This is a genomic window from Microbacterium sp. NPDC087665 (assembly GCF_044743285.1).
Lineage (GTDB): Bacteria > Actinomycetota > Actinomycetes > Actinomycetales > Microbacteriaceae > Microbacterium.
The window spans coordinates 429,090-444,244 of the sequence record NZ_JBIUWD010000001.1; the positions used below are offsets into that span (position 1 = coordinate 429,090).

The following is a 15,155-nucleotide window of genomic DNA, read 5'->3' on the forward strand; positions in this document are numbered from 1 at the left end:
TTATCCACAGAATCCACAGCGGTTAACACCGTTAAGGAGTTAACCCAGTTAAGGCGCGATCCGATCACCAGACGGTGGGGACAACCCGATCGAACGACGGGAATGCCCACGGCGTAGGGATCAGCGGGACTGTGGGGCTATCCTGGGAATCCCTGCGGTGGGATAACCCCTGCAGCTGCATTGACGACACTCGTCACAGATCGACGACAAGGGAGCACCCGTGAGGTTTCAGGTCAACCGCGATGTCTTCAGTGAGGCTGTGTCGTTCGTCGTCAAGCTTCTTCCGCAGCGAAACCCGCAGCCGATCCTGGCCGGTGTGCTGATCGAGGCAGACGGTTCCGGGCTCACGCTCTCGGCCTTCGACTACGAAGCATCCGCTCGCACGACGATCGAAGCGACGGTCGACACCCCCGGCACGATCCTCGTCCACGGACGACTCCTGTCGGACATCGCGAGCCGCCTGCCGAACGCCCCGATCGAGATCGCGGTCGAGGAAGACGGTGGAATCACCGTCAGCTGCGGTTCGGCACGATTCACCCTCGCCGCCATGCCCGTCGAGGAATATCCGTCGATCCCCGAGGTGGCCGGTTCATCCGGTGTCGTTCCCGCCGATGACTTCGGTACCGCGATCGCACAGGTCGGCTTCGCCGCGTCCCGCGACGATGTGACTCCGGTGCTCACCGGTGTGCAGCTCGAGGTCTCAGGCCACAACCTCAGCCTGGTCGCCACCGACCGCTACCGCGTCTCGCTTCGTGATGTGCCATGGGACGGCGAATCAGCCGGCGAGCAGAGCGCGCTGGTCCCGGCCCGTACCCTGGTCGAGGTCGGCAAGACCTTCGGTCACGCCGGAACGATCCAGATCGCGTTCTCCGGAGCAGGCGACCGCGAGATCATCGCTTTCACCGCCGGCAACAAGACCGTGACGTCGCTGCTGATCAAGGGCAACTTCCCGCCCGTCCGTCGTCTGTTCCCCGAGCAGACCGACCACTACGCGGTCGTCAACACCGCCGATCTCGTCGAAGCGGTTCGTCGTGTCGCCCTCGTGCTCGACCGCGCAGCCCCGCTGCGGTTCACGTTCTCGAGCGACAGCGTGACGATGGATGCCTCGGGCAGCGAGCACGCCCGTGCCTCCGAGTCGGTCGACGCGATCCTCTCGGGTGGCGACGAAGTCGTGCTCGGACTCAACCCGCAGTACCTGATCGAGGCACTCGGAGCGGTCAAGAGCGAGTTCGTGCGCGTGACGTTCACGTCGAGCGACAACGCGAACAAGCTCAGCCCGGTTCTGATCACGAGCCAGACCTCGGTCGACCAGGCCGGTCTCGACTCGTTCAAGTACCTGCTGCAGCCGAACCTGCTGCTGCGCTGATCACGACGGGCCGGAACATCCACTGTCCGACCCCGAAGGTAGGCTGACCAGGTGATCGTGGAGCACTTGAGTCTGGTGGATTTTCGCAATTACGCGACCGCCGAACTCGCCCTCCACAAGGGCCCGAACGTTCTCGTCGGTCGTAACGGGCAGGGCAAGACGAATCTCGCCGAAGCCGTCGTCTTCCTCGCGACGCTGGGTTCGCATCGGGTGTCGTCCGATGCGCCGATGGTGCGCGACGGCCAGGAGTACGCGATCATCCGTGCGCGTCTCTCGCATGGCGAACGCAAGGTGCTCGCCGAGGTGCAGGTGAACCGGCAGGGGTCGAACAAGGCCCGCATCAACGGCTCGCCGTCGAAGACCAATGAGCTTCCGCGCTATGCGCACGTCGTGCTGTTCGCTCCCGAAGATCTGCAGATCGTGCGGGGTGACCCGTCGGCGCGACGTCGCTTCATCGATCAGCTCCTCGTGCAGCGCACTCCGCGCCTCTCCGCGGTTCTCGGCGACTACGACCGAGTGCTGAAGCAGCGCAACGCGCTCCTCAAATCCGCCCGATCCCGCGGAATCCGGGGTGAGGCGCTCAGCACCCTCGACGTCTGGGACGACAAGCTCGTCGCACTCGGCTCCGAGATCATCGTCGCCCGCCATCGGCTCGCGAAAGATCTGCAGCAGCCGGTGGCCGACGCCTACGCCGCGATCGCCGGTGCCGATCATCAGCCTCAGCTCGAGTGGGCACTGTCGATCCGCGGCGGCGATCCCGAAGACGAGTACGGGCAGCCGACGGATGCTGCGGCCGCCGCCGAAGACACCTCTCTGACCCAGGCGACCGTCGCCGAGATGTTCCGCGCTTCGCTGCTCTCGAAGCGATCGAACGAACTCGACCGGGGGTTGACCCTGACCGGTCCGCACCGCGACGACCTGGTGCTGCGGGTGCGCGCCCTTCCGGTGAAGGGCTACGCCTCGCACGGCGAATCGTGGTCGGTCGCTCTGGCTCTGCGTCTCGCGTCTGCCGAGCTCCTGCGCAGTGAATCCCCCGCCGGCGACCCGGTGCTGATCCTCGACGACGTGTTCGCCGAGCTCGATGCCGACCGCAGACAGCGACTGGCCTCCTTGACGGCCGGCTACGAGCAGGTGGTGGTGACCGCAGCCGTGGAGGAGGATATTCCTGCGGTGCTGCACGCGCACGTCGTGCGCATCAACGCCGGAACGATCAGCGACGAGCGCGAAGGGAGCGACGAATGAGCGACATCACGACCACGGCATCCGATGCATCCGATGCTCCCGAAACCGTCTCGACCTACCTGCGCCTGCGCGGGCTCAAGCCGAGTGCCAAGAGCTGGAAGCGCAAGCGACGCATGGTCGTCGACGACGACAACGCGCCGTTCACCCCGGGTCGCGATCCGGGGGCGCTCGGTTCGGTGCTCGACAAGCTGAGCCGTGATTCCGGATGGCAGATCACGCTCGCGCGCGAAGACCTGGTTCGACAGTGGGCTGATCTCGCCGGTGCCGACACCGCGAAGCACTCCGAACCCGTGTCACTGGAGCGCGGATTACTCACGGTGAAATGCGATTCGACGGCCTGGGCGAAGAACCTCCAGTACATGCGCGGGACCATCCTCACCGAGATCGGCCGGCGCTATCCGGATGCCGGCGTCGAGAACCTGCGCTTCATCGGACCCGACGTTCCCTCGTGGAAATGGGGTCCCAGAGTCGTTCCAGGGCGGGGCCCACGCGATACCTACGGGTAGGGCACCATGCAAGGGGGTCTGACGGCTCAGAGGGGCACACGCGGCCGTTGAGCGGTATTTCACGACAAAACCCCGCTAGACTGGGAGTTCGTGATATCGATGTGGAGAATGCCCTCTGATGACGCCTGAATCCCCTGCTGACGAGACGGAATCGACCACCGGGGGAACCCCTGACCCTTCGACGGGATCCGAGACCTCGAGCACGTCGATCTCACCCAAGGTGAAGCAGCCCGGTGAGTACGGTGCCGACTCGATCCAGATCCTCGAAGGTCTCGAAGCGGTCCGCAAGCGCCCCGGTATGTACATCGGGTCCACCGGTCCCCGTGGTCTGCACCACCTGGTCTACGAGATCGTCGACAACTCCGTCGATGAGGCACTGGCCGGCTATGCCGACACGATCCTCGTGACCCTGCGCGCCGATGGCGGCGTGCGCGTCGTCGACAACGGCCGCGGCATTCCCGTCGACCCGCACTCCTCCGACCCGTCGAAGTCGACGGTCGAGGTCGTGCTCACGATCCTGCACGCCGGTGGAAAGTTCGGCGGCGGCGCCTACGCCGTCTCCGGTGGCCTGCACGGTGTCGGTTCCTCCGTCGTGAACGCGCTCTCGACGCGCTTCGATGTCGAGGTGAAGCAGAAGGGCTTCGTCTGGCACCACAGCTTCGCCAACGGTGGAGCACCCCAGCAGAAGCTCGAGAAGGGCGAGGCGACCGACGATACCGGTACGACCATCACCTTCTGGCCGGACTCCGAGATCTTCACCGAGACCATCGAGTTCGACTACGACACCCTGCGCACCCGCTTCCAGCAGATGGCGTTCCTCAACAAGGGACTGCGCATCGAGCTGCGCGACGAGCGCGAATCCTCGGCCTACGAGGTCGAAGAAGATGGCGCGACGGTCACCAAGCAGCCCGGCGACATCTTCTTCTACGAGCGGGGACTCGTCGACTACGTCGAGTACCTCAACAAGGTGCGTCACGCCGAGGTCGTCAACGACGAGATCATCGCCTTCGAATCCGAAGACGTCGCGCGCAAGATCTCTCTCGAGGTCGCGATGCAATGGACCACCTCGTACACCGAGAACGTCTTCACCTACGCGAACACCATCAACACGCACGAGGGTGGAACCCACGAAGAGGGTTTCCGCGCCGCGCTCACGACGCTGGTGAACAAGTACGCCCGCGCGAACAACATCCTCAAGGAGAAGGACGACAACCTCTCCGGTGACGATGTGCGCGAGGGTCTCACCGCCGTCATCTCGATCAAGCTGGGCGAGCCGCAGTTCGAGGGGCAGACCAAGACCAAGCTCGGCAACACCGAGGCGAAGGCGTTCGTGCAGAAGGTCGTCGGCGATCAGCTCGGCGACTGGTTCGACCGCAACCCCACGCAGGCCAAGAACATCATCCGCAAGGCGCTCGATGCGGCGACCGCTCGTCTCGCCGCGCGCAAGGCCCGCGAGACCGCGCGCCGCAAGAGCGTGTTCGAGTCGGCCGCGATGCCCGACAAGCTCAAGGACTGCACGAGCAAGGACCCGTCGATCAGCGAGATCTTCCTCGTCGAGGGTGACTCGGCCGGCGGTTCTGCGGTGCAGGGTCGCGACCCGCACACGCAGGCGATCCTCGCGCTCCGAGGCAAGATCCTCAACGTCGAGCGTGCGCGTCTCGACAAGGCGCTGGGCAACAAAGAGGTCCAGGCGATGATCCAGGCCTTCGGCACGGGCATCGGCGAGGACTTCGACATCGAGAAGGCCCGCTATCACAAGATCGTCCTGATGGCGGATGCCGATGTCGACGGCCAGCACATCACGACGCTGCTGCTCACCCTGCTGTTCCGCTACATGCGCGGGCTGATCGAGGCCGGTTTCGTGTACCTCGCGATGCCGCCGCTGTACCGCCTGAAGTGGTCGAACTCGCCCCACGAGTACGTGTTCAGCGACGAGGAGCGCGATGCGCTGCTCAAGTACGGCCTCGACAACGGCAAGCGCATCCCGAAGGATGCGGGCATCCAGCGCTACAAGGGTCTCGGTGAGATGAACCCGAAGGAGCTGTGGGAGACCACGATGGATCACTCCACCCGCACCCTGCAGCAGATCACGATCGAAGATGCTGCTGCTGCCGATGAGATCTTCAGCGTGCTGATGGGCGAAGACGTCGAGTCCCGCCGCAGCTTCATCCAGCGCAACGCCAAGGACGTCCGCTTCCTCGACATCTAGACATGCCATGGGTCCCTGCGTTCGCCGAGGGGTCCCGGATGCTTCGACAAGCTCAGCAACCCAGGAAATGACACATGACTGACGAAGAACGCACTGAACCCGCGCACGATCACGGCAAGATCGACCAGGTCGACCTGCAGTCCGAGATGCAGCGCAGCTATCTCGACTACGCGATGGCCGTCATCGTCGGCCGCGCGCTGCCCGATGTGCGCGATGGGCTCAAGCCCGTGCACCGCCGTGTCATCTACGGCATGTACGACGGCGGATTCCGCCCCGACAAGTCGTTCTCGAAGTGCGCCCGTGTTGTGGGCGAGGTCATGGGTCAGTACCACCCGCACGGTGACTCGGCGATCTACGACGCTCTCGTGCGTCTCGTGCAGCCGTGGTCGCTGCGCTACCCCTTGGCTCTCGGCCAGGGCAACTTCGGCTCGCCGGGCAGCATGGGCGCCGCAGCCCCTCGATACACCGAGACCAAGATGGCTCCGCTCGCGCTCGAGATGGTGCGCGACATCGAAGAAGACACCGTCGACTTCACCGACAACTACGACGGCCAGACGCAGGAGCCGACGGTGCTCCCCGCGCGGTTCCCGAACCTGCTGGTCAACGGGTCCGTCGGCATCGCGGTCGGTATGGCCACGAACATCCCGCCGCACAACCTGCGCGAGGTGTCGGAAGCGGCCCTCTGGGCCCTCGACAACCCGGGCCTCCCCCGCGAAGAGCTGCTCGAGGGTCTCATGCAGCGCGTTCCCGGTCCGGACTTCCCGACCGGCGCGCAGATCCTCGGCACCAAGGGCATCCACGAGGCGTACCGCACCGGCCGCGGCTCGATCACGATGCGCGCCGTCGTCAACGTCGAAGAGATCCAGGGCCGCACCTGCCTGGTCGTCACCGAGCTGCCGTACCAGGTGAACCCCGACAACGTGGCGGTCAAGATCGGCGACCTCGCCCGTGACGGCAAGATCACCGGCATCGCCGACATCCGCGACGAGTCGTCCGACCGCACAGGACAGCGCCTCGTCGTCGTGCTCAAGCGCGATGCCGTCGCCAAGGTCGTGCTGAACAACCTGTACAAGCACACGCAGCTGCAGGAGAACTTCGGCGCCAACATGCTCGCGATCGTCGACGGCGTGCCCCGCACGCTCGCGATCGACGGCTTCGTCTCGCACTGGATCACGCACCAGATCGAAGTGATCGTGCGCCGCACGCAGTACCGCCTCAACGAGGCCGAGAAGCGGATGCACATCCTGCGCGCCTACCTGAAGGCGCTCGACGCGCTCGACGAAGTCATCGCGCTCATCCGCCGGTCGCAGAGCACGCAGGACGCGAACGACGGGCTGCAGAAGCTCCTCGACATCGACGAGATCCAGGCCGACGCGATCCTGCAGATGCAGCTGCGCCGTCTCGCCGCGCTCGAGCGTCAGAAGATCATCGACCAGGCCACCGAGCTCGAAGCGATGATCACCGACTACAAGGCGATCCTCGCCGATGAGGGCCGTCAGCGCGCCATCATCCGCGAAGAGCTCTCGGGCATCGTCGACAAGTTCGGCGACGACCGCCGCACGCACATCCTGCACGGTTTCGACGGCGACGTCTCGATGGAAGACCTCATCGCCGAAGAGGAGATGGTCGTCACCGTCACCCGCGAGGGCTACATCAAGCGCACGCGCAGCGACAACTACCGCTCGCAGCACCGTGGTGGCAAGGGCATCAAGGGTGCCCAGCTGCGCGCCGACGACATCGTCGAGCACTTCTTCGTCACGACGACGCACCACTGGCTGCTGTTCTTCACCGACAAGGGTCGCGTCTACCGCGCGAAGACCTACGAGGTGCCCGAGGCCGGCCGCGACGCGAAGGGCACGCACGTCGCGAACCTTCTCGCGCTGCAGCCCGACGAGAGCATCGCGCAGGTCCTCGACATCCGCGACTACGCCGTGGGCGAGTACCTGGTGCTCGCGACGCGGGGCGGTCTGGTCAAGAAGACCCGCCTCGAGGCGTACGACACCAACCGTCAGGGCGGCGTCATCGCGATCCGTCTGAACGAAGACGACGCCCTCGTCAGCGCTCTGCTCGTCGACGCGTCGGACGACATCCTGCTCATCAGCCGCCACGGCATGTCGGTGCGCTTCCAGGCCAACGACGACACGATGCGACCGATGGGTCGCGCCACGGCCGGCGTCAAGGGAATGAAGTTCCGCGCGGGCGACACGTTGCTCTCGGCATCCGTCGCCGCACCCGGCAGCTTCGTCTTCGTCGTCACCGACGGCGGCTACGCCAAGCGCACCGCGGTCGAGGAATACCGCGTGCAGGGACGAGGCGGATTCGGCATCAAGGTCGCCAAACTCAACGACGATCGGGGCACCCTCGCGGGCGGTCTGATCGTGTCTGAGGACGACGAGGTCTTGGTGGTTCTGTCCAGTGGCAAGGTGGTACGCTCTGCCGTGGCCGAGGTGCCCGCCAAGGGCCGTAACACCATGGGAGTGGTGTTCGCCCGGACGACGGAAGCCGACCGGATCCTCGCGATCGCTCGCAACATCGAGCGTGGCCTCGCCGAGGAAGAAGCCTCGGATGAGGCGGATGCCGCAGCAGACGTCGCCGAGACGACAGAGACCCCCGAGGAAAGCACGGACGCATGAGCACAGTAGCCGACAAGCTCGCGAAGAAATCCACGCGCAAGGCCGGCGGCAAGCAGGTACGCCTGCGGCTGGTCTACGTCGACTTCTGGTCGGCCGTCAAGCTGTCGTTCCTCGGCGCCGTGGCGCTCGCGGTCGTCACGATGGTGTCGTTCTTCCTGATCTTCCTCGTGCTGCAGGCGACCGACATCATGTCGACCGCCGACGCCTTCGTGCGCAGCCTGACCTCCGACGCGATCATCCTCTCGGAGATCGTCGGCCTTCCGCAGGTGATGGCGTTCGCGGCCGTGGTCGCGATCATCAACCTCATCGTCTTCACAGTGCTCGGCGCCGTCGTCGCCGGAATCTACAACCTCGCCGTGAAGGTGACGGGCGGACTGCTCGTCGGCTTCATGTCGAACTGACCTACCCAGAGTTCAGACGAAGGGGCGGATGCTGAGGCATCCGCCCCTTCGTCGTTCCCGGGCTGCCCGGGGGGGTAGGGAAAACCCGAAGGCAGGTGTCTGGATGCCTCGGTGTCGGGGCGATGCGCGCGCCCGTACCTTGGAATCATGACCACACAGACTGCGACCCCGCCGCAGGCGACGGCCGTGAAGCCGCCGCTGCGCATCTTCCTCACGATCCTTCACCTGGCAGGTGTCGGAGCGATCGGCGGCATCATCAACGTGGCTCTCGTCGGCATGCTCGGCACCGGACTCGGGCTGCTCTTCGCCGCCGGCATCGGCATCGTCTTCCTCGTCGGCCTCGTCTACGCCCTCTTCGGCGTCGGCTGGTTCGAGGTCGCCCGCGTGGGCGGTCTCTACCGCACACCGATCGCTCCTCTGCGTCCGCGCCGCAGCGACCGCCCCGGTTTCGTCGGATGGCTGCGGTCGCTCGGACGCCAGACCATCGACGGTCGGATGTGGCGGGCGATCGCGAACTTCGCGATCGCGGCCGTCTTCGGCTGGATCGTGCTCCGGCTGGCCTGGGGTGTCGTGTGGTCGGCGATCATCGCGTTCGCGCCGCTCACCCCGGCCGACACGGTCATCGGACCGTTCGGCGGCGGCGGCATCCCCGTCGGGTGGGCTCCGGTCGTCGGCATCCTCGGCATCGCGGCATCGATCGCCGGCATGATCGGCCTCGCGCTGCTTCACCGCACCATCTCGCTCGCCGTCGTCGTTCGCAGTCGCGAGACCGCGCTCACCGAACAGGTGCGCACGACCACCGCGCAGCGCGAGGGCGCGGTGCGTGCCGCCGACGTCGAGCGCACCCGCATCGAGCGCGATCTGCATGATGGCGTTCAGCCGCGACTGGTGTCGGTCGGCATGACGCTGGGGCTCGCGCAGCAGAAGATCGACAGCGACCCGGATGTGGCGAAGGAACTCATCGCCGAAGCCCACACCTCGACGAAGGCCGCGATCACCGAGCTGCGACAGCTCGCCCGGGGCATCCATGCCTCTGTGCTCGACGATCGCGGGCTCGATGCGGCACTCTCGGCTCTGGCCGGACGCTCGCACATCCCCGTGCATCTCGATGTCCGGATGGACGGACGCTGCAGTCGAGATGCCGAGGCGGCCGTGTACTTCTCGATCGCCGAATCGCTCACCAACGCCGCGAAGCACTCACGGGCCAGTGAGGCTCGAGTGATCGTGCGGCTCCGCGAGGGCAACGCCCTCTGGGCCCGCGTCGAAGACAACGGCATCGGCGGTGCGCAGGTGCAACCCGGCGGTGGCCTCGACGGCATCGCGAACCGCATCCTCGCCGCCGGGGGCACCTTCCGGCTCGACAGCCCGCAGGGCGGACCGACCAGCCTGGAGGTGAACGTACCGTGCGCATCCTGATCTGCGAGGACTCGGTCCTGCTGCGCGAAGGGCTCGTGCGATTGCTCGAAGACGCCGGCCACCAGGTCGTCGCCGCCCTTCCCGACACCTCCGGTCTGACCGAGGCGGTCGCGACCACCGATCCGGAACTCTGCATCCTCGACGTGAGGTTGCCCCCGACGTTCACCGACGAGGGCATCCGGGCGGCGCTGGGACTGCGGTCGACGCATCCGTCGCTCGCGATCCTCGTGCTCTCGCAGTACGTCGAGGAGCGCTACGCCTCCGACCTGATCGCCGCGCAGGGCGGCCCGCTCGGTTACCTGCTCAAAGACCGCGTCGCCGATGTCGCCGAGTTCCTCGCCTCGGTGCAGCGCATCGCCGAAGGAGCGACCGTGCTCGATCCCGAGGTCGTGGCGCAGCTGCTCACCCGTCGCAATCGCGATGATCGGATGCTGCGCCTCACCGAACGCGAACGCACCGTGCTGGCGCTGATCGCCGAGGGCAAGTCCAACCAGGCGATCGCCGGACTGCTCTTCATCTCGGAGGCGAGCGTCGAGAAGCACATCACCTCCATCTTCCAAAAGCTGGGCTTCGAGCAGGGCGAGTCGGGCAACCGCCGCGTGCTCGCCGCCCTCGCCCACATCGAGAACACCGGCGGCACCACACCGCCGACCGGCCAGACAGGAGTGGCACGATGACCACCGAACAGAACGACCACGCAGGCGGGCACACCCCGCTCACTCCCCCGCCGGCTTCCGTGCCGCCGCAGCCGACGGCATCCGTCCCGCCACAGGGCGAGTCGGCTCCAGACCCGGGTCGCTCCTCGGGGCGCACCGCCATCGTCGTCGTCACCGCCGTGGTCGGTGGGTTCGCACTCCTCGGAGCGGGCGGCACCGCTGCCTTCGCCGCCGGGGGCGATCTCTTCCACGCGAACCGGGGCACCACTGCCGGCGGCTTCTCCGGTGAAGGCGACGTGAAGACACTCGATGTCGAGGGCGTCACCGATCTCGATCTCGATGCGGATGCGAGCTCCGTGCGCGTGCAGTTCGGCGACGTCGACGAGGCCGAACTCGAGGTCACGAGCGACAGTGGACGCTCGTGGACGCTCGAGCGCGATGGCGACGAGCTCGTCGTGCGCCGCCCGGACTCCCCGTTCAACTGGTTCCCGAACTGGTTCGGCGACGACGAGCGCGTAGTCCTGACCCTCCCCGAGGAGCTCAGCGGAATCAACGCCGACCTCACGCTCGACGCGGGCAGCCTCGACGTGTCCGGCGAGTTCGGACGACTCGATCTCAATCTGAGCGCTGGTGCGCTCGATCTCGAAGGGTCGGCGACGTCTGTGGGCATCGACATGAGTGCGGGACAGGCCGACGTGCTGCTCGATGGAGTCGACGAGGCGGAGCTCGGCATCTCGGCCGGCAAGCTGCGTGTGGAGTTCACGGGAACCGCACCCACCACGACCCGGGTCGATGCCAGTGCGGGTTCGGTCGAGCTCACGCTGCCCGATGTCGCGTACCGCATCACGCAGGAGGTCGACGCGGGTTCGCTCGACGCGACGGTGGAGCAGACAGATTCTGCGCGACGCACGATCGATGTCACGCTCTCGGCCGGCAGCGTGAACATCCGCCCCGGCAGCTGAACGGAATGAGTCGAGGGCGGGGACTCCACGGGGTCCCCGCCCTCGATTCGGTATTTCTCCGAATCTCCGGTAAAGTTTCGGAGGTTGACGGGGCTATAGCTCAGGCGGTTAGAGCGCTTCACTGATAATGAAGAGGTCCCAGGTTCAAGTCCTGGTAGCCCCACTCCTTAACTCAAGAATTTCCCTCACGGGGCCTTAGCTCAGTTGGTAGAGCGCCTGCTTTGCAAGCAGGATGTCAGGAGTTCGAATCTCCTAGGCTCCACACTGTGTTGAGACAGTGTGATGAAGGCCCTGGCTTCTGCCGGGGCCTTCTTCTTTTGTCCACATGAGTCGGCGGGCTACGTTGGATGCGTGACTTCCCTTCCCCCGGCCGTCGCATCCGAGCGTTTCGAATGGGCGGATGCCGCGCGCGGACTCAGCGTGACCCTCATCGTCGTGATGCACCTGTGGGCGATCCACCTGACGTTCTGGGTCGCCGATGCGGCCATCATGCGCGTCATCGCCGATGTCGTCGAGTGGACGACGCCGCTGCGCATCCCGCTGTTCTTCTTCGTCTCGGGCTTCCTCGCCTCCCGCTCGCTCCGCAAGCCGTGGCGTGACGCCTGGCGTGGACGGGTCTTCGGTGTCGTGTACCTGTACGTGCTGTGGGTGGGTTTCTCGGTCGCGTTCCTGTGGATCGAGAACTACGCCAACGGCCAGCCCACCGGCAATCCGGTCGTCGCGTTCGCGACCAACCTGATCGCACCGGGAACACACCTCTGGTACCTCTGGGCGCTCATCGTCATGTTCCTGGCGGTGTGGGCGACCAAGGCCGTGCCGGGATGGATCGTGCTCGCTGCCGCGGCGGCGATCAGCGTCTTCGCCCCGTTCTTCCTCGATCACCCCTATACGCAGGTGGGTTCCGCCGTGGTGTTCTACGTCGTCGGTGCGCGCTTCCCCGCCATCACCGCCTGGATGACGTCGCCGCGCCGGATGTGGATCTTCGCCGGAGCCGCTGCGGTCTACACCGTCTCGATGCTGCTCGGTCCGACCGGGCCCTACGGCTTCTCCGATCCGTTCACCTCTGCCGTGGGCGTCGTCGCCATGGTCGCGATTCTCGCTGCGGTTTCGAACCAGCGCTGGACCGGTGCGCTGAAGGTCGTCGGTCGCAACACCCTGCCGATCTTCATCCTGAACCCGTTCGTCTTCATCCTGCTCAACGACCTTCTGGTGCGGAACGCCGATCTGGCTGCCTGGCTGGCCGCCAGCCCTCGTGGCGCGGCCGTCTACACGGCGGCGATCATCGTCGCGACGCTCGCGATCAGCATCGGGATCAAAGTCGGGGCTGATCGCATCGGTATGCGGTGGTTGTTCGCCATGCCGCAACGGTGGTTCCGTCGGCCCGTCGCGGTTGCTCTGCCGGCGACCACGCGCTGAGGTTTCCTGATTCCACAGGTGTTAACAACCCTGTTAACAACTCGCCGAACCTCCGTACCCCCCTCCGAATCCCGGCAGTACCCTCGATCGCTGCACGGCTCACTCGTAGCGTGGGGCGCATGGATATCAGAAGAGGGATCGTCATCGGGGTGCTGCTCACAGCGGGCATTGCACTGGTCGGTTGCACCGCAGAATCGACGGATGCCGAGCCCACGACGTCGCCGCAACCGAGCGCATCGAGTCCCGCGCCGTCACCCACGGAGGATGCCGCAACCGACGAAGCCCTTCTACCGATGGCGCCGGACGAGATCCACGAGTGGGCCGAGACGGCGGTGCCGGCTGCCGACACCGGCCCCGGCGCGGGGATGCTCTCCGGCTGGTTGAGCCAGCACTCAACTCCTCGCCAGTTCAACAAATTCCAGACGCTCGATGCGGGGACGTTCCAGGGTCAGATCGCCTGCCGAGGCGAGGGCACGATCACCCTGTCTGCCGGAGACCTCGACAGTGACCCGGCATCCGGTCCGATCGCGTGCACCAACGAGACCATCGCGTTCGACGTGACCACGACTCGGACCGGCATGACCGTCGACCTCGTTCTCGAGGGCGAGCCGACGGTCTTTGCCGTCTCGATGCAGCGGGTCGGCTGAGGCGAACGTCCGAGTGGACGTGAGTCAGAGGGCGGGACCGCGGACGATGCGCACCGGTCCTCGCGCGCGATCGATGCGCACCGGTTCGCCCTTCTGCGTGACGACGATCTCGGCGCGTGCCGCCAGCGCATACGCGATGCGCCGCACGTCGTCCATGTGCGACCGCCACGACTCGCCACCGAGAGTGCGGGCGACGTCGCTCGGACAGATCGATGAGTCGCCGCGCTTGCGGGTGAGCGTGCGGATCGTCGCGGCGATGCGTTCGTCGAATTCGCTGCCCGTGCGCTCCTCCCACCAGGGATGACCCCGCTCACCGAGGGCCGTCTTCGCGTCGTTGACGCGCCCTCGGGCGTCGGCTTCGGATGCTTTGACCGCACGCCGAGCGGACATCAGCTCATCGACGAGCTCCTGGCGGAACGAATCGGGGATCGACGGATCGGTTGCCCGCCACCGGCGCCCATCGATGACGAAGTGACGGCCGTCGGGGGTGCGCTCGGGCTCGGTGCGGTCGGGCATATGAGCAGTCTGGCCGTGTCACCGCCGATACCCCAGGGGCTTGACGCTGAACTCCGGTCACGTAAGAGAGGCCACTGGGCGTGTACGGCTATCTGCCGTACACTGTGCTGATGAGTAGTCCGACCAAAGATGAACGCATCGAGATTCGCGTGACGGCGGGGCAGAAAGCGTCGATCCGTGCTGCCGCCGCCATCGAGGGACGAACCATCACCGACTTCTCGGTGTCGGCTCTCACCGAATACGCGGCTGCAGTCGTGCAGCGAGATCGGGAGTTGCGCGTCGACGCGGAGAGTCTCGAGATCTTCTTCGAGACTCTCGATCGACCGGCCCGGAGCCTTCGCGGCTTGCGGGAGCTGCTCACCCGCGACACGATCTTCGTTGACTGAGTTCCGCACCCCGCGGCCGCTGGCTGCAGGCGACCAGCTCTCCGATTTCCGCTGTGGTGTGGATTCGCTCGACCGCTGGTTGCGCGGGCGCGCGCGGAACAACGAGATCGGCGGCTCGTCCCGCACGATGGTTTCGGTCACCGCCGAGGGGCGGGTCGCGGGCTACTACTGCCTGTCTTCGAGCTCGCTCGTTCGCGATGAGGGTCCGTCGCCGCTCGCTGCCGGGCAACCGGATCCGATACCGGTCGTCTTGCTCGGTCGCCTCGCCGTCGACGAGGAGTTCGCGGGGGCCGGGCTCGGGCGGTCCCTGCTGCAGCACGCCACCGTCCGCGCGATCGAAGCGGCCGAGGTGATCGGCATCCGCGCGATCCTGGTGCACGCGTTGACCGATGACGTGATTCCGTTCTACGAGAGGTTCGGTTACGAGCGGTTCCCCGCTCAGTCACGGACTCTGTACCTTCTGACGGCGGATGCTCGCGAAACGGTGCGCCGACTGTCGTAGCAAGCCTCGGCAGTAGCCTGGGGTGCATGAGTGACAACGTGGACATGACAGATGAGAACACCTTCGAGCTGGCCGAGATCTCGATCAGCTTCCTGGCTCCGGCGTCGGTTTTCGCCGACCTCGAGAAGCGCGTGCAGGAGATGCTCGAGACGACGTTCGAGAGCACCGTCTGGCAGATGAGCATCCGCGAGAACCTCGCCGACGACCCCGACCACCGTGAGAACTATGCGGGCCTCTTCGAGCAGGTGCAGATCGAGTCCGAGCACGGAGTGCTCGGCAAGCCGTCCGACTCCTGAG

At 66.0% G+C, this 15,155-nt stretch carries 15 protein-coding genes and 2 tRNA genes; 16 read left to right on the forward strand and 1 reads right to left on the reverse strand.

Annotated features, from left to right (window positions below; translation table 11 throughout):
• The first annotated feature begins 220 nt into the window (after positions 1 to 220).
• The 13 genes from dnaN (at position 221) to ACIOSY_RS02125 (ending at position 13,454) form a co-directional block, all read left to right on the forward strand.
• On the forward strand, positions 221 to 1,366 hold the full coding sequence (dnaN, locus tag ACIOSY_RS02065; protein WP_400848223.1) for a DNA polymerase III subunit beta: 1,146 nt from the start codon (positions 221 to 223) through the stop codon (positions 1,364 to 1,366).
• Between the two features lie 51 nt (positions 1,367 to 1,417).
• A complete protein-coding gene (gene recF, locus ACIOSY_RS02070) occupies positions 1,418 to 2,608 on the forward strand; it encodes a DNA replication/repair protein RecF (protein ID WP_400848226.1) in 1,191 nt (396 codons plus the stop codon).
• Entirely contained in the window at positions 2,605 to 3,114 is a 510-nt protein-coding gene (locus ACIOSY_RS02075; protein WP_400848229.1) for a DUF721 domain-containing protein, read from the forward strand. Before recF ends, ACIOSY_RS02075 begins: the two co-directional genes overlap by 4 nt.
• A gap of 118 nt (positions 3,115 to 3,232) precedes the next feature.
• Positions 3,233 to 5,323 (forward strand): DNA topoisomerase (ATP-hydrolyzing) subunit B, encoded by a 2,091-nt coding sequence (gyrB, locus tag ACIOSY_RS02080; RefSeq protein ID WP_400848232.1) that lies wholly within the window; start codon positions 3,233 to 3,235, stop codon positions 5,321 to 5,323.
• 74 nt (positions 5,324 to 5,397) lie between these two features.
• On the forward strand, positions 5,398 to 7,956 hold the full coding sequence (gene gyrA, locus ACIOSY_RS02085) for a DNA gyrase subunit A (protein ID WP_400848234.1): 2,559 nt from the start codon (positions 5,398 to 5,400) through the stop codon (positions 7,954 to 7,956).
• Positions 7,953 to 8,357, forward strand: a complete 405-nt coding sequence (locus ACIOSY_RS02090) for a DUF3566 domain-containing protein (RefSeq protein WP_400848237.1) — start codon at positions 7,953 to 7,955, stop codon at positions 8,355 to 8,357. The genes gyrA and ACIOSY_RS02090 overlap by 4 nt, the downstream gene beginning before the upstream one ends.
• 147 nt (positions 8,358 to 8,504) lie before the next feature.
• The gene (locus tag ACIOSY_RS02095) at positions 8,505 to 9,773 is read left to right on the forward strand and encodes a sensor histidine kinase (RefSeq protein ID WP_400848240.1); all 1,269 of its coding nucleotides are present in this window, start codon (positions 8,505 to 8,507) and stop codon (positions 9,771 to 9,773) included.
• Entirely contained in the window at positions 9,761 to 10,450 is a 690-nt protein-coding gene (locus ACIOSY_RS02100; RefSeq protein WP_400848243.1) for a LuxR C-terminal-related transcriptional regulator, read from the forward strand. Before ACIOSY_RS02095 ends, ACIOSY_RS02100 begins: the two co-directional genes overlap by 13 nt.
• Positions 10,447 to 11,391 carry a DUF4097 family beta strand repeat-containing protein gene (locus tag ACIOSY_RS02105; protein ID WP_400848246.1) on the forward strand — a complete coding sequence of 315 codons (945 nt, stop codon included), beginning with the start codon at positions 10,447 to 10,449 and terminating at the stop codon, positions 11,389 to 11,391. The genes ACIOSY_RS02100 and ACIOSY_RS02105 overlap by 4 nt, the downstream gene beginning before the upstream one ends.
• Before the next feature lie 89 nt (positions 11,392 to 11,480).
• A tRNA-Ile gene (locus ACIOSY_RS02110) sits at positions 11,481 to 11,554 on the forward strand.
• 26 nt (positions 11,555 to 11,580) lie between these two features.
• Positions 11,581 to 11,653, forward strand: a tRNA-Ala gene (locus ACIOSY_RS02115).
• An 89-nt stretch (positions 11,654 to 11,742) separates the two neighbouring features.
• Positions 11,743 to 12,807, forward strand: a complete 1,065-nt coding sequence (locus ACIOSY_RS02120) for an acyltransferase family protein (RefSeq protein WP_400848249.1) — start codon at positions 11,743 to 11,745, stop codon at positions 12,805 to 12,807.
• A 119-nt stretch (positions 12,808 to 12,926) separates the two neighbouring features.
• Positions 12,927 to 13,454 (forward strand): hypothetical protein, encoded by a 528-nt coding sequence (locus tag ACIOSY_RS02125; protein ID WP_400848252.1) that lies wholly within the window; start codon positions 12,927 to 12,929, stop codon positions 13,452 to 13,454.
• Positions 13,455 to 13,478: 24 nt separating this feature from the next.
• On the opposite strand, the gene ACIOSY_RS02130 is transcribed toward ACIOSY_RS02125, so the two are convergent.
• Positions 13,479 to 13,970: a DUF3253 domain-containing protein gene (locus ACIOSY_RS02130; RefSeq protein ID WP_400848255.1), complete on the reverse strand. Its 492-nt coding sequence runs from the start codon at positions 13,968 to 13,970 to the stop codon at positions 13,479 to 13,481.
• Positions 13,971 to 14,080: 110 nt separating this feature from the next.
• Between ACIOSY_RS02130 and ACIOSY_RS02135 the strand changes: the two genes are divergently transcribed.
• The 3 genes from ACIOSY_RS02135 to ACIOSY_RS02145 are packed head-to-tail and all read left to right on the forward strand — an operon-like array spanning position 14,081 to position 15,154.
• Positions 14,081 to 14,356: a DUF1778 domain-containing protein gene (locus ACIOSY_RS02135; protein ID WP_400848258.1), complete on the forward strand. Its 276-nt coding sequence runs from the start codon at positions 14,081 to 14,083 to the stop codon at positions 14,354 to 14,356.
• On the forward strand, positions 14,349 to 14,858 hold the full coding sequence (locus tag ACIOSY_RS02140; protein ID WP_400848262.1) for a GNAT family N-acetyltransferase: 510 nt from the start codon (positions 14,349 to 14,351) through the stop codon (positions 14,856 to 14,858). Before ACIOSY_RS02135 ends, ACIOSY_RS02140 begins: the two co-directional genes overlap by 8 nt.
• 26 nt (positions 14,859 to 14,884) lie before the next feature.
• Positions 14,885 to 15,154, forward strand: coding sequence for a hypothetical protein (locus ACIOSY_RS02145; RefSeq protein WP_400848265.1), 270 nt, complete (start codon positions 14,885 to 14,887; stop codon positions 15,152 to 15,154).
• Position 15,155 lies beyond the last annotated feature (1 nt).